The sequence below is a fragment of the Hymenobacter aranciens genome (assembly GCF_030580865.1).
In the GTDB taxonomy this organism is placed as follows: domain Bacteria; phylum Bacteroidota; class Bacteroidia; order Cytophagales; family Hymenobacteraceae; genus Hymenobacter; species Hymenobacter aranciens.
In genome coordinates this window covers 1-14,603 of sequence record NZ_JAUQSY010000006.1, presented here as the reverse complement: position 1 = coordinate 14,603, position 14,603 = coordinate 1, and the positions used below count along the sequence as shown (strand labels likewise).

13 protein-coding genes are annotated in these 14,603 nt (G+C 63.4%); 7 read left to right on the top strand and 6 right to left on the bottom strand.

The features are described 5' to 3' along the window. Positions 1 to 40 precede the first annotated feature (40 nt). Positions 41 to 1,438 carry a sensor histidine kinase gene (locus tag Q5H93_RS09840; protein ID WP_305006352.1) on the top strand — a complete coding sequence of 466 codons (1,398 nt, stop codon included), beginning with the start codon at positions 41 to 43 and terminating at the stop codon, positions 1,436 to 1,438. A gap of 148 nt (positions 1,439 to 1,586) precedes the next feature. Further along, positions 1,587 to 3,245, top strand: a complete 1,659-nt coding sequence (locus Q5H93_RS09835; RefSeq protein WP_305006351.1) for an NAD(P)/FAD-dependent oxidoreductase — start codon at positions 1,587 to 1,589, stop codon at positions 3,243 to 3,245. Positions 3,246 to 3,399: 154 nt separating this feature from the next. Here the strand turns inward: Q5H93_RS09835 and rfbA are convergent, their stop codons facing one another. The 6 genes from rfbA to Q5H93_RS09805 all read right to left on the bottom strand — a co-directional run bounded on the left by rfbA (position 3,400) and on the right by Q5H93_RS09805 (position 9,699). Next, positions 3,400 to 4,278, bottom strand: coding sequence for a glucose-1-phosphate thymidylyltransferase RfbA (gene rfbA, locus Q5H93_RS09830; RefSeq protein ID WP_305006350.1), 879 nt, complete (start codon positions 4,276 to 4,278; stop codon positions 3,400 to 3,402). Between the two features lie 122 nt (positions 4,279 to 4,400). Further along, the gene (locus tag Q5H93_RS09825) at positions 4,401 to 5,408 is read right to left on the bottom strand and encodes an SDR family oxidoreductase (RefSeq protein WP_305006349.1); all 1,008 of its coding nucleotides are present in this window, start codon (positions 5,406 to 5,408) and stop codon (positions 4,401 to 4,403) included. 106 nt (positions 5,409 to 5,514) lie between these two features. Further along, entirely contained in the window at positions 5,515 to 6,570 is a 1,056-nt protein-coding gene (gene rfbB / locus Q5H93_RS09820) for a dTDP-glucose 4,6-dehydratase (protein ID WP_305006348.1), read from the bottom strand. A 90-nt stretch (positions 6,571 to 6,660) separates the two neighbouring features. Beyond that, the gene (gene galE / locus Q5H93_RS09815) at positions 6,661 to 7,689 is read right to left on the bottom strand and encodes a UDP-glucose 4-epimerase GalE (protein ID WP_305006347.1); all 1,029 of its coding nucleotides are present in this window, start codon (positions 7,687 to 7,689) and stop codon (positions 6,661 to 6,663) included. 90 nt (positions 7,690 to 7,779) lie between these two features. Next, positions 7,780 to 9,075, bottom strand: a complete 1,296-nt coding sequence (locus Q5H93_RS09810) for a nucleotide sugar dehydrogenase (protein ID WP_305006346.1) — start codon at positions 9,073 to 9,075, stop codon at positions 7,780 to 7,782. A gap of 24 nt (positions 9,076 to 9,099) precedes the next feature. Beyond that, entirely contained in the window at positions 9,100 to 9,699 is a 600-nt protein-coding gene (locus Q5H93_RS09805) for an acyltransferase (protein WP_305006345.1), read from the bottom strand. Positions 9,700 to 9,849: 150 nt separating this feature from the next. Here Q5H93_RS09805 and Q5H93_RS09800 point away from each other — a divergent pair, with 150 nt between their 5' ends. From Q5H93_RS09800 to Q5H93_RS09780, 5 genes are all read left to right on the top strand, one after another. Continuing rightward, positions 9,850 to 10,377 carry a Uma2 family endonuclease gene (locus Q5H93_RS09800; protein ID WP_305006344.1) on the top strand — a complete coding sequence of 176 codons (528 nt, stop codon included), beginning with the start codon at positions 9,850 to 9,852 and terminating at the stop codon, positions 10,375 to 10,377. 99 nt (positions 10,378 to 10,476) lie between these two features. Next, on the top strand, positions 10,477 to 10,746 hold the full coding sequence (locus Q5H93_RS09795) for a response regulator (protein WP_305006343.1): 270 nt from the start codon (positions 10,477 to 10,479) through the stop codon (positions 10,744 to 10,746). A 42-nt stretch (positions 10,747 to 10,788) separates the two neighbouring features. Then, positions 10,789 to 11,229 (top strand): LytR/AlgR family response regulator transcription factor, encoded by a 441-nt coding sequence (locus tag Q5H93_RS09790; protein WP_305006342.1) that lies wholly within the window; start codon positions 10,789 to 10,791, stop codon positions 11,227 to 11,229. Between the two features lie 515 nt (positions 11,230 to 11,744). Next, positions 11,745 to 13,661 carry a sensor histidine kinase gene (locus Q5H93_RS09785; protein WP_305006341.1) on the top strand — a complete coding sequence of 639 codons (1,917 nt, stop codon included), beginning with the start codon at positions 11,745 to 11,747 and terminating at the stop codon, positions 13,659 to 13,661. Positions 13,662 to 13,811: 150 nt separating this feature from the next. Beyond that, positions 13,812 to 14,603, top strand: a 792-nt coding sequence (locus tag Q5H93_RS09780; RefSeq protein WP_305006340.1) for a phage tail-like protein, incomplete at its 3' end; no start/stop codon positions are given.

Sequence of the window (14,603 nt, the reverse complement as noted above, 5' to 3'; positions counted from 1 at the left end):
TCCTGCCCCAACAAGTGGCGCCCGTGCGGGTTATGCAGCCATGACCGCCACGCCCACCCTCACCACCGCCGATTTAGCCACCGTCACCGCCTTCGCCGGACTGCCCGAGGCGGTGCTGAGCTGGCTGCTCGCCCACGGCGAAGTCCGCCACTTCGCCCCCGGCGACACCATCTTCGAACCCGAGTCGCCCGCTGATTATCTGGTGGCTATCCTGCGCGGCGCCATTCAGTTCTACAGTGGCAACGGCCCGCGCGAGCCCCTGTTCCGCGCCGAGCAGGGCACGGTGAGCGGCGTACTGCCCTACTCCCGGCTGCTCGTCATCAAAAATGCCGGGGTGGCCGTGGGCGACACCCTGCTTTACTTGCTGCACCGCAACCAGTTTCCGGCCTTGGAGCACGAAAGCCCCGAGCTTACCCAGCGCTTGGTGGCCGTGATGAACGACCGCAGCCGTGACCAGGTGCGCGCCCAGGAGCGCGACGACAAGCTGCGGGCCCTGGGCAAGCTCTCGGCCGGCCTGGCCCACGAGCTCAACAACCCCGCCGCCGCCATTGCCCGCGCCGCGCCCGCCCTGGCCGCCCTGGCCACCGCCAAACCCGCCTTGCTGCAGGAGCTGGTGGCCCACTGCCCCAGCCCCGAGGCCATGCGCGCCCTCGCGGCCCTGGCCGTGCCCAGCGCTAGCACCGAGCCCGCCTTCTCGGCCCTCGAATGCGCCGACCGCGAAGACGAGCTGGCCGACTGGCTTGAGGAACAAGGCGTGCCTGAGGGCTACCGCCTCGCCGCCGGCCTCATGACGGCCAACCTTACCCAGGCCCTGCTGGCCCCCGCCGCCGCCCTGCTGCCGCCCGCGGCCCGCCCCGCCGCCTTCGCCTGGCTCGAAGGCCAGCTCACTACCCTACAGTTAATTAAGGATGTGCAGGAGGCCGGCAGCCGCATCAGCAAGCTGGTGAGCGACGTGAAAACCTACTCGCACATGGACCGCGCCACCGCCACCGAGCCCCTCGACGTGACCACCGGCCTCGACAGCACTCTCAACATGCTGGGCTTCCAACTGCGGGCCAAAAACGTGCGTGTGACGCGCGACTACGCCCCCGGCCTCCCCCAGATTAAAGGCCAGGTCAGCAGCCTCAACCAGGTCTGGACCAACCTCATCGACAACGCCATCGATGCGCTGCCCACCCAGGGCGGCGAGCTCACGCTGCGTACCCGGCAGGAGGGCGGCTTCGTGCAGGTTTTTCTGATTGATAATGGCTCGGGCATTCCGGCGGAGGTGCTGCCGCATATTTTTGAGCCTTTCTATACTACCAAGCAGGCGGGCTCCGGCTCCGGGCTGGGGCTGGATATTGCCCAGCGGATTATTCGCCAGCACGATGGGCAGCTGCAGGTGCAGTCGGCGCCTGGGCGCACTGAGTTTTGCGCCTGGCTGCCGGTGGCGGGGTAGGGTTTAACCTGTCATGCTGAACGAAGTGAAGCATCCTCTCACAGTAGAACGGTGCAGTTCTTCAATTCTTCTGGCGTGAGAGAGTGCTTCGCATTGCTCAGCATGACAGTTCTTTGTTATTATTTCCATTCTCACCAAGATTCCCAAAATGGCCGCCAAAAAGCCCATCATTCTCGCCGTTGACGACGACCCACAAGTGCTGGCCGCCATCGACCGCGACCTGCGTAGCGAATTCCGCAAGGATTACCGCATCCTGCGCGTCAATTCCGGCCCCGGTGCCCTCGAAACGCTCCGTGAACTCAAGGCCAAGGAGGAAACCCTGGCCCTGGTGCTGGCCGACCAGCGCATGCCCGACCTCGAAGGCGTGGAGCTGCTGGCCCAAGCCCGTGAGCTGTTCCCGGAAGCCAAGCGCGTGCTACTCACCGCTTATGCCGATACCGAAGCCGCCATCCGCGCTATTAACGCGGCCCGGCTCGACTACTATCTCATAAAGCCCTGGGACCCGCCGGAGCAATTGCTTTACCCCACGCTGCACGACTTGCTGGATGCCTGGCAGGTCAGCCACAAACCGAAATACGACGGCCTGCGTCTCATTGGCTTCCAGTGGTCGCCGGTGTCGCACGAGCTCAAGGATTTCCTGAGCGGCTACATGGTGGGCTACCAGTGGCTCGATTACGAAACCAACCCCGAGGCCAAAGAGCTGGTCGCCGCCAAAGGCTACCTGTCTACCGACCTGCCGCTCGTCATCTGTGCCGATGGCACCGTGCTGCCCAACCCCGATAAGGCTTCGCTGGGCAATCACATTGGCCTCACCCGCACCGAACTGCAGGAAATGTATGATGTGGTGGTAGTTGGCGCGGGTCCCTCGGGGCTGGCCGCCGCCGTGTACGGCGCCAGCGAGGGACTGCGCACGCTCATCGTGGAGCGGCAGACGCCCGGCGGGCAGGCGGGCTCCAGCTCGCGCATCGAGAACTACCTGGGCTTCCCCACCGGCCTCAGCGGGGCCGAGCTGGCCCACCGCGCCTGGAGCCAAGCCACCCGCCTCGGAGCCGAATTCCTGGCCCCGCAGGAGGTGAATAAGCTTTGCGTGCAGGACGGCTATAAGGTGCTGACCCTCACCGATGGCACCGAAATCAACACCAAGGCTGTCATCCTCACCACCGGCGTCAGCTACCGCACGCTCGATGTGCCGGGCATGGACCGCCTTAGCGGCGCCGGCGTGTACTACGGCGCGGCCCGCACCGAAGCCCGCTCCTGCGACCAGCAGGACGTGTACATCGTGGGCGGCGGCAACTCGGCCGGGCAGGCCGCCATGTACCTGGCCAGCTATGCCCGTAAGGTGTTCATTGTCATTCGCGGGGCCAGCCTGGCGGCCTCCATGTCGGCCTACCTCATCGAGCAGATTGCCCAGACGCCCAACATCGAAATCCTGCCCCACGCCCGGGTAACCGAAGTGTGCGGCGGCGACCACCTCGAAGCCGTGGTGCTCGACAACAACGGCACCACCGAAAAGCGCGACGCCCGCGCCCTCTTCGTCTTCATCGGCGCCAAGCCCAGCACCGAGTGGGTGGCCGACCAGGTGCTCTGCGACCCCAAAGGATTCCTGCTAACCGGCCGCGACCTCGTGACCGACAGCCGCTACGCCACCTCCTGGAAGAAAGACCGGGAGCCCTTCCTGCTCGAAACCTGCGTGCCCGGCATCTTTGCGGCCGGCGACAGCCGCGCCGGGGCTATGGCGCGGGTGGCCTCCGCCGTGGGGGAGGGTAGCATGGCCATTAAGTTCGTCCACCAGTATTTAGACGAGTAGAAACCAGAGCGTCATCCTGAGCCGAAGGCGAAAGGGCCTCGCCCGCTTCTCTGTGGTAGTAACTTTTGATTACTGCCGCACGAGGCGTGGGCGAGGTCCTTTCGTCTCCGCTTGATGCGCGGAATGCTCAGGATGACGTTCTTTGCCTATCGTTCTATGAACCCAGTACCAGCTGTTCCGGCAGGTTCATCAGGTAATCGCCATAACCGCTCTTGCGGAGCGGGGCCGCGATTTCGCGCAGCTGGTCGGCGTCGATAAAGCCCTGGCGATAGGCCACTTCTTCAATCGAGCCGACTTTCAGACCCTGGCGCTGCTCAATCACTTTCACAAACTCGCCGGCCTGCATCAGGCTTTCGAAGGTGCCGGTGTCGAGCCAGGCGGTGCCGCGGCCGAGGATACCTACTTTCAGCTGGCCGCGGCGCAGGTATTCCTGGTTCACGTCGGTGATTTCGTATTCGCCGCGGGCGCTGGGCTGCAGGTTTTTGGCAATTTCCACCACACTGTTGTCGTAGAAATAGAGGCCGGGCACGGCGTAGTTGCTCTTGGGCTTGGCGGGCTTCTCCTCGATACTAAGGGCCTGACGGTTGGCGTCGAATTCTACCACGCCGTAACGCTCGGGGTCGTGCACGTGGTAGGCGAAGACCACGCCGCCGTCGGGGCTGTTGTTGCTTTTCAGCAGCTCTTCCATGCCCGCGCCGTAGAAGATATTGTCACCCAGCACCAAAGCCACTTTGTCGTCGCCAATGAAGTCGGCGCCCAGCACGAAGGCCTGAGCCAGCCCATTGGGTACTTCCTGCACCACGTACTCGAAGCGGCAGCCCAGCGGCGTGCCGTCGCCGAGCAGCTTTTTGAACTGCGGCTGGTCGTGAGGCGTGGTGATAATGAGGATTTCACGGATACCCGCCATCATCAGAATCGACAGCGGATAATAAACCATCGGCTTGTCGTACACGGGCATAAGCTGCTTCGAAACGGCCAGCGTGAGCGGGTGCAAGCGGGTGCCGGAGCCGCCGGCGAGGATAATGCCTTTCATTTAGGGTGGGATTGTCATGTTGAGCGTAGCGAAACATCTTATCACGTTCGCGCCGTTCGGGTTCAGAGGTTCTGACGAAAGTGGCCGTGATAAGATGCTTCCTGCGTCAGCATGACAGTTAATTAATTACGCTCCGCAATAAACGCCTGATTTTCCTTAAACCACGCCAGTGTCTGCTTCAGCCCTTCCCGAATGCGCACCTGCGGGTCGTAGCCCAGCAGGCGGTTGGCCTTCGAGATGTCGGCCAGCGAGTCGCGGATGTCGCCGGCGCGGTCGGGGCCGAATTTCGGGGCGAGGTCCGAACCCGCTTCTTCGCGCAGAATGTCGTACATCTGCACCAGCGAGGTCCGGTCGCCCACGGCGATGTTATACACCTGGTTAACGGCTTCGGGATTCTCCACCAAGGCGGCGCGGATGTTGGCCTGCACGCAGTTTTCCACGAAAGTGAAGTCGCGGGTCTGGCCGCCGTCGCCATTGAGGGTCGGGGCCTCGTTTTTCAGCAGCGCGTCGATGAACAACGGAATCACGGCCGCGTAAGCTCCGCCCGGGTCTTGGCGCGGGCCGAAGATGTTGAAGTAGCGCAGGCCGATGATTTCCATGCCGTAGGTGCGGCCGAACACGTCGGCGTACAGCTCATTGGCATACTTCGTCACGGCGTAGGGCGAGAGCGGCTTGCCGATGCGGTCTTCCACTTTGGGCAGGCCGGGGTGGTCGCCGTAGGTTGAGGAAGAAGCCGCGTACACGAAGCGCTTCACGCCTGCGTCCTTGGCGGCGGTCAGCATCTGCACGAAGCCGCCCACGTTCACATCGTTGCTCAGCACCGGGTCCTTGATGGAGCGGGGCACCGAGCCGAGCGCGGCCTGGTGCAGCACCACGTCCACGCCGGCGCAGGCGGCGGCGCAGGTGGCGGCATCGCGGATGTCGCCCTGCATGATTTCCAGCGCCGGGTTATCGGCAAACAGCGCCAGGTTTTTGTGGAAGCCGTTGGAATAGTCGTCCAGCGTCCGCACCTTGCCCACGCCGTACTTCAGCAGGTACTCCACGAGGTTGGAGCCGATGAAGCCCCCGCCACCGGTGACGAGGAAAGTGAGGTCGGAAAGCGGGCGGGAGTGGAAAGGGGTATCGTACACGATGGGGAGTTATGAGTTTTGAATTATGAGTTTTGAGTTCTTAATCGGCGGAGATAGTATCCGTCAACTCAAAACTCAAAATTCATAACTCATAATTTAAAAAAGCCTAGCGGCCCGCGTATTGCTGCTTATTATAGTCTTGGTAGGCGCCGCTGGTCACGTGGTTGAGCCATTCTTCGTTGGCGAGGTACCAGTCCACGGTCTGGCTGAGGCCCTGCTCGAAGGTCACACTAGGCTTCCAGCCGAGCTCATTCATGATTTTGGAGGAGTCGATGGCGTAACGCATATCGTGGCCGGCGCGGTCGGTCACAAACTTGATAAGCTTACGCGAGGTACCGGCTTCCTGGCCGGTCTTTTCGTCCACCACGTCGCAGAGCAGCTCGATGAGCTTCAGGTTCTGCCACTCGTTCACGCCGCCGATGTTGTAGGTATCGCCATTTTTGCCCTGGTGGAAAACCGCGTCAATAGCCGTGGCGTGGTCCTTCACAAACAGCCAGTCACGCACGTTCTCGCCCTTGCCGTACACCGGCACCGGCTGGCCGGTGCGCAGGCGGTGAATGGCCAACGGAATGAGCTTCTCGGGGAAGTGGTTGGGGCCGTAGTTGTTCGAGCAGTTCGAGAGCTTGATGGGCAGGCCATAGGTGTGGTGCCAGGCCCGCACAAAGTGGTCTGACGATGCCTTCGAGGCCGAGTAGGGCGAGCGGGGGTCGTAGGACGTTTCTTCGGTAAACAGCTCGGGGCCAAAGTCCAGTGAGCCGTACACCTCGTCGGTACTCACGTGGTAGAACACGTGGCCGTCGTAGCCGCCGGGCTGCCAGAGCTGACGGGCTGCGTTCAGCAGATTCACGGTGCCGATGACGTTGGTTTTCACAAACGCCATCGGGTCGGTGATGCTGCGGTCGACGTGCGACTCGGCCGCGAGGTGAATTACCGCGTCGGGCTGCTCATGGGCAAAGAGCTGGTCGATAAAGTTTTGGTCGGCAATATCACCCTTGATGAACCGGTAGTTCAGCGCGGTTTCAATATCGCGCAGGTTCTCCAGGTTGCCGGCATAAGTCAGGGCATCCAGGTTCAGAATCTGGTAATCGGGGTACTTCGTAACGAAGAGCCGAACGACGTGGGAGCCGATGAAGCCGGCACCGCCGGTAATGAGGATTTTCATGTTTAGCTGTTGGCTAATAGCCTTGGCTGTTAGCTTTTTAATAAACGAAATGAACGACGCTGTCAGCTAAGGACTGCATAAAAGCTGCAGCTATTGGCTATCCGCTAAAGCAACCTGCCATTTCCAGGCGCTGGCCAGCGAATCGGCCAGTGAGGTTTCGGTTTTAAAGCCCAGCACCTGCTCCGCCTTCGTAGCATCGGCATAAATAGCCGGCACGTCGCCGGGCCGGCGCGGGCCGATGGCGTAGTTCAGCTGCTGGCCGCTCACCTTCTCAAAGGTTTGCACCACTTCCAGCACCGTGTTGCCGCGGCCGGTGCCCACGTTGAATACTTCCACGGTATCAGTGGCTTGCTTGTCGAGCAAACGCTGCACCGCTACTACGTGCGCCTTGGCCAAATCCACCACGTGAATGTAGTCGCGGATGTTGGTGCCGTCGGGCGTGTCGTAGTCGTTGCCGAAAATGGTGAGCTTCTCACGGATGCCGGCGGCCGTCTGGGTGATGAAGGGGACCAGGTTGTTGGGGGTGCCCAGCGGCAGCTCGCCGATTTTGGCCGAGTCGTGCGCGCCGATGGGGTTGAAGTAGCGCAAGAGGATGGTGCGCACGGTGTTATTGGGGGCGCCGGCCACGTCGCGCACTATGTCTTCGCACATCTGCTTGGTGCGGCCGTAGGGCGAATTGGCGGGCTTGGTGGGCGTCTCTTCGGTCACGGGCAGGGCATCGGGCACGCCATACACGGTGCACGACGATGAAAACACCAGGTTTTCAATGCCAAACTCGGGCATCACTGCCAGCAAAGTCAGCAGCGAGCCCACGTTGTTCTGAAAGTAAGCCAGGGGCTTGGCTACCGACTCACCGACGGCCTTGAAAGCCGCAAAGTGAATAACCCCCGCTACTTCACCTTCCTGGCGTAGCACCTGGCGCAGGGCCTCGGCGTCGCCGCAGTCGATGCGGTGGCAGGTTACGTCGTGCCCCAGGATGGCGCGCAGCCCGGCCAGTGCCGATTCCTGCGAGTTGCTGAAATTATCGACAATAACCGGCTGAAAACCGGCCTGCTGCAGCTCCACTACGGCGTGGGAGCCAATGTAGCCGGCCCCGCCGGTAACGAGAATCTTCTTCATGTTTTAAGCTGTTAGCTATTAGCTGCTAGCCAATAGCTTTTTGTGAATGCCAGTGGCTAATAGCTAGCAGCTATTAGCTAACGGCTAAACCTACAGGCTCCAGTATTGCAGGTTGTTAATTTGGCCCCGGTACAAGCCTTTCAGGTCTACCAGCACGGCATTGTCGGCGGTAATCGACTCGAAGTAAGCCTCGTTCTTCTCGGCGTAGGGCTTGTGGCTCACGGCTACAATCACGGCGTCGTAGTCGGTGCGCAGGTCATCGTTGTGGGTCAGGCGGAAGCCGTATTCGTGGTGCAGCTCGTCGGAGTCGGCGTGCGGGTCCACGATATCGACGTTGACGCTGAAGTTCTTGAGCTCCTGGATGACGTCGGCCACTTTCGAGTTGCGGATATCCTCCACGTTTTCCTTGAAGGTGGCGCCCATGACGAGCACGCGGCTACGGGCCACGTCCTTGCCTTTCTTAATCATCATCTGCACCGTCTTGCGGGCAATGTAGGCGCCCATGTTGTCGTTGGTGGTGCGGCCGCTTAAAATAACCTTGGCGTCGTAGCCCAGCTCTTTGGCTTTGTAGGTCAGATAGTACGGGTCGACGCCAATGCAGTGGCCGCCCACCAGGCCGGGGCTGAACTTGAGGAAGTTCCACTTGGTGCCGGCGGCTTCCAGCACCTCGTAGGTGTTGATGTTCATGCGGTCGAAAATCATCGACAGCTCGTTCATCAGGGCGATGTTGACGTCGCGCTGGGTGTTTTCGATGATTTTGGCGGCCTCGGCTACGCGGATGCTGCTGGCGCGGTGCACGCCGGCCGATACCACCAGCTCGTACACCTTGGCGATGATGTCGAGCGACTCGTCGTCGCAGCCGGCCACCACTTTCACGATGCTGGTGAGGGTGTGCTCCTTGTCGCCCGGGTTGATGCGCTCGGGCGAATAGCCGACTTTGAAGTCGTTGGGGAATTTGAGGCCGCTCAGCCGCTCCATCACCGGGATGCAGTCTTCCTCGGTGCAGCCGGGGTACACGGTGCTTTCGAACACCACGTAGTCGCCCTTTTTCAGGACCTTACCCACCGAGCCGGAGGCGCCGAGCAGCGGCTTGAGGTCGGGCTGGGCGTGCTCGTCGATGGGCGTGGGCACAGCCACGATGTAGAACTGCGCCTGCCGCAGCACGTCGAGCGAGTCGGTGAAGGTGATGTCGCAGCCGTCGAAGGCGGTTTTGTCGAGCTCGCCGCTGGGGTCGATGCCTTGCTTCATCTGCTCGATGCGGCCGGCGTTGATATCGAAGCCGATAACCTTCAGCTTACGGGCAAATTCGAGGGCGATGGGCAGGCCCACGTAGCCGAGGCCGATAACGGCCAGCGTGGCCTCTTTGCGCAATAGTTCGTTGTACACGTTGGGGACTTGAGACTTGGAAACTTAGCTGATGGGGTGAACGGCTAAGCCGCCGTCGGATAATTCATACTGTTCGCCGCTTTCGGGGCAGGTAGCGCGGTTGTTTTCATCGAAGGTGAGGCGGTGCCCGAAGGCACTCATCCAGCCCTGCAGGCGGGCCGGGGCGCCGAAGACCAGCGCGTAGGCGGGCACATCCTTGGTTACCACGCTGCCGGCGCCCACGAAGGCGTAGCGCCCCAGGCGCACGCCGCACACGATGGTAGCGTTGGCGCCCACGCTCACGCCCTGCTCGAGGTAGGTGGTCTGGTAGTGGCCGGCGCCCTTGCGGGGCACGGCACTGCGCGGGTTTTTGACGTTGGTGAAGACCACCGAGGGGCCCAGAAACACGTCGTCTTCGCAGATGACGCCGCCGTAGAGGCTCACGTTGTTTTGCACCTTCACGTTGCGGCCCAGGGTCACGCCGTCGGCCACGAACACGTTCTGACCCAGGTTGCAGTCGTCGCCAATGTCGGCGCCGGCCGACACGTGGGTGAAGTGCCAGACGCGGCTGCCGCGCCCCACGTGGCAGCCCTCGTCGAGGATAGCCGTGGGGTGGGCGTAGTAATCAGCAGAAAGATGGGGCACGGACAGAAAAGGCGGAATTCGAAGGACAAAGGTAAGGCCCCGGGCGGGGTTGGGGTCGTAGTTTTGGGTAATTCACTCTATTTGTCATTCACTGTGAGCCCGTCGGCACCCACAAACCCCGCTTCTGTGCGGGTATCGCCCGAAGAATAGTTGCGCCTGGAACGCGGGGCGGAACACAAACACGAGTACTTCGATGGGGCAATCCAGCCAGTGCATGAAAGTGGCTACGCGCACAACCTGATTTGCGCAAACCTCACCATTCTGCACGGTCAACTAAGTGGTAAAAACGGCACTGCGGTCGGTAGCAGCCAGCGTCTGCAAATTATGAGTGGGCAGGCTTTTACTTACCCCGCTTTGGCGGTTGTATGCGGGAATCCGGAGTTCAGAGCGGCTGAGGAAACGGACACGCTGCTCAATCCCACGCTGCTGATAGAAGTTACCTATGCGTCCACCACTAGCTACGACTACGTCGACAAGTTCATGCTCTACCGCCAGGTGCCCAGCCTGCAGCAGTACCTGATGATTGACTCCACTACCGTCTACGCCGAGCTTTATACCCGTGATGAGCTGAACCGCTGGGTACTTACCGAAACCCGCGACCCCGCTGCCGTGCTCGACCTGGGCAGTATCGGCTGCGCGGTGCCGCTGGCCGAGGTGTACGCTGGCGTGGGCTTCTAAACAGGAGGACGCGCGACGGCTAACGACCGAATAATAGAATTGTAGTTATTTTGCGGGGGCCGGGGCAGCCCCCTGCTGCTTCTGAGTAGCCTCCGCGCCATGCCTCATGCCACTATTCGGGTGCTTGCCGTGGAGGATGACCCGGTGCAGGTGCTCGCAATGCAGCTGATAATACGTAGTTTGGGGTATGAGCTGGTGGGGACGGCGCCGACGGCCGACGAGGCCCTGCTGCGCTTCCGGGAGGAGCAGCCGGATGTGGTGCTGCTCGACATTGGCCTGGCCGGGACGCGCGATGGCATCGAGCTGGCGCACGAATTGGTGGCGTTGCGGCCGGTGCCGCTCATCTTTCTCACGGCTTACCCCGACTAGGCGACGTTTGCGCGGGCCCGGCAGGTGGGACCCTTCGCCTTTATGGGAAAACCCTACAACGGGGCGCTGCTGGGGCACACCATTGAGCTGGCCTTGCAGCACTTTGCCACGGCGCTGGGGCTGCCGCCCGATGCGACGGGCGACGCATTGCCCGATGGGGCGGTGCTGCTGGGCGGTGTGTTTGTGCGCGAGGGCAGCCGCTTGCTGAAGGTGCGCTTTGGGGAGCTGCTGGCGGTGGAAGCCGACAACTCGTACCTGCATTTGCACACCAAGGGCCGGAAGTACACGGTGCGTAGCAGCTTGCGCGAGCTGGAGGAGAAGCTGCCGGCCGAACAGTTTGTGCGCACGCACCGGAGCTACCTGGTGCAGGTGGCTGCCATCGAGGCCTACGACTACCAGGCGGTGTGCATTGGGGGGCAGCGCTGGCCGCTGGGGCGCGTGTACCGCGAAGAGGTGCTGGCGCGGCTGGCAACGCTGCGCTAGGCAGCGCCGGCGGCCTGCTGGTCGTTCGGGCACGTTATCCGGTCGTTGGCAGAAGTGGGGCTGGCGCGCAGTGGCGCGACCGGGTAATCTTGTGGCGCGGCTGCGGGACGGCCGGTACCCTTCATTTTTCTGAAAATGGCCGTCTGAAAACGATGATTGGCACCAATCAGCCCTAAAAGGAGGCCAACATGGCATCCGCGGAGGCCAACATGCAACCCGCGGAGGCCAACATGGCATCCGCGGAGGGCAACATGTAACCCGCGGAGGGCAACATGCGACCCGCGGAGGATAGTCAGTGACCCGCGGAGGCTAACAGGGCATTCGTGGAGGATATTATGCGACCCGCGGAGGCCAACAGGTTATGCGTGGAGGTCAGTAAGCTAGCTGTCGATGATTATAAGCGGCATTGGAAGGGCACTGAAAAACCTGAGGGGGCGACGCCGCTGGCCGGGCTGGCTGACAAGGGCGCTGCGGAGGCCAGGTATAAGAACTAAAAGAACCCTATTTTTACCACTATGGACATACGTTACGGAAAGGGGGCTGGAAAAGGGGGGCGGGGGTGGGGGATGCTGCTGGCGGGGCTGCTGCTGACGGCGCGGGTGGCCGCTGCGCCCGCCGATTCGCTGCGCGCCGTGCTGCGGCAGTCCGGCCTGGCCGATACCACGCGCATTAACCTTACCACGAGGCTGGTGCGGGCGCTGGATGAGGCCGGCGGGCCCGTAACGGAGCGCCGGCAGCTGCTACTGGCGGGCTTGGGGCTGGCCCGGCGCATCAAATGGGTGCCCGGGGAGCTTGAGATGCTGAACGAGCTGGGCGGCCTGGCGGCCCAGAACAGCGACGACAACACCGCCCAGCCTTATTATACGGCGGCGGTGCAGCGGGCGCGCCAAACGGGGGAGCGGCGCTTCCTGGCGGAGTCGCTGCAAAGCCTGGCGGGGATGGCTTTTAACCGGCAGGACGCGGCACTGGCGACCCGGCTGTACCGGCAGGCCATTCGGGAGGCCGAGGGGCTGCCGCCTTACTACCAGGGGCGTACCTTGTTGATTGCACTGGGCGGCTTGTCGGCTGCTTACCTCGAATTGCAGGAGCTCGACTCGGCCCGGGGGCCGTATCGGCGGCTCCTGGAGCTTAGCAGGCAGCGCCGCGACCGGCTGACGGAGTTTGTGGCGCAGGCGCGCTGGGGCTCGGGGCTGCAGCATTACCCCGCGAAGCTCGATTCGGCTGCCCTGGTGCTGACGCAGGCCGTGCGGCTGGCCGATGGGCTGGGCGCTTACTACCAGGCCTTTGCTACGATGGGCCTGATGGAGGTGCGGGAGCAGCAAGGCCGCTGGCCCGAGGTGCAGCGCGTGGCCACGGAGGCCCTGCGCTACGCCCGGCAGAGCCACACGCCCGACTATGAGGCCGATGCCCTGCGCGGGCTGGCCCGGGCCCTGCACGCGCAGGGCCGCAGCGCGGCCGCGTTCGACACCTTGCGGCGCGCGCACGCCTTGCTCGACACCCTCTGGAGCCATCAGAAACGCGCCGAGCTGCTGGAGCAGCAGGTGAAGTTTGACGTGGGGGAGAAGGAGTTCCACATTCGCACGCTAGAGCAGCAGCGGCGCGTGGCGGAGCTGCGGGCGCAGCAGCAGCGGCTGCGGTTGTGGGGTTTGGGGGGCGGGCTGCTGCTGGTGGGGGGGCTGGCGGGCCTCTTGTGGCAGCAGCGCCGCCGCTTGCAGGCTTCGGAACGGCAATTGACGCAGGCCAACCGCACCAAGGACCAGCTTATCCGCATCATCGGGCACGATTTGCGCTCGCCCATGGCCAGCTTGCAGCAGCTGACGCCCCTGCTGCACGAAGTGATTGAGCAACCCGAGCGCAGCACGGCCCACAGCCTCATCCGGACGCTCGATGCGGGCGCCCAGCACCTGGGCAACATGGTGGATAACCTCTTTCAGTGGGCCCGGGCGCAGGGTGGGCAGCTCATTAACAACCCCGAGCGGCTGCGGGTGGGCTTCGTGCTGCAAAGTATGGCCGCGCTCTACGCGCCCACGGCCCAGCTCAAGCACATTGCCTTCAGCACCAGCGCCCCGCCCGAGCTACTGGTGTGGGCCGACCTCGGCTTGCTGACTACAGTGCTGCGCAACCTGACCGGTAACGCCCTCAAATTTAGCCCGAAGGGCGGAGCGGTGCAGCTGACGGCCACGGCCCGGGCCGATGGCGCGGTGGAGTTTGCGGTGGTGGACGCGGGGCCGGGAATTGACCCCGCACAGCTGGCCGAGCTGCTGACGGCGGACCGGTTGCCCTCCACTGCGGGCACCAACGGGGAGCCGGGCACGGGCCTGGGGCTACCACTCAGCGCCAAGTTTGTGGGCATGATGGGCGGGGAGCTGCATGTGGAAGCCGGGGAGGGCGGCGGGACGCGGGCGTGGTTCCGGTTGCCGGGCAAGGAGTAGAATGAGCGGGCGGGGCAAACCGTCGTTCGCACACGGTATTCGGTCGTTCGCATAACTGGGCCTGCAAAGGGGGAAAAGACGCCCGTAACCTTGCAGCACGGCTGGCCTGCAGGGGCCGCGCCGGGGTTCACGCTCTTCCTTTTGTGCGATATGAAACACGTTTCCTCCTTCGTCGGCAGCTTGCTGCTCAGTATGGTGCTCCTCGGCCCCGCTCTCGCCCAGACTGTGGGCATCGGCACCAGCACGCCGGCCGCCTCGGCTGCCCTCGACGTGACGGCCCCGGCCAACGACAAGGGCTTTTTGCCCCCGCGCCTCAGCGAGGCACAGCGCAACGCCATTGCGAGCCCCGCCGCCGGCCTCACCATCTTCAATACCGACAGCAAACACCTCAACGTGTGGGACGGCACGGGCTGGACGGCCCCCATCAGCAACACGGAGGCGGCTTACGTGCCCGGTGCCCAGACATTTGGCTTCACGGGCGGCCCCCAGACCTATACGGTGCCGCGGGGCGTCACGAGTATCGTCATCGACGCTGTGGGGGCCTCGGGCATGGCCGGCAAGGCCAACCCATTTCCGCCCGCCAGCAAGGGCGCCCGGGTGGTGGCCACCCTGGCCGTGACCCCCGGCGAGGTGCTGACGGTGGTGGTGGGCGGGGCGGCCAGCACGCCGCTCATCAACTGGTATGCGGGGGTGGGCGCGCCGCCGGCGGCCGTGGGGGGCGGCGGCTACAATGGCGGCGGCAACGTGAAGTACACCAACATTTACAGCGCGCCGGTGCCACCGCCGCAAAGCTACTGGTACCAGGCCGAATACCACGGCGGGGGCGGCGGCGCCACCGACGTGCGGCGTGGCGGCACGGCCCTCGGCCACCGCGTGGTGGTGGCGGCGGGCGGCGGCGGGGCCAGCCTGGGCGCCCCGGGGGGCGATGGCGGCGGCCTGGTG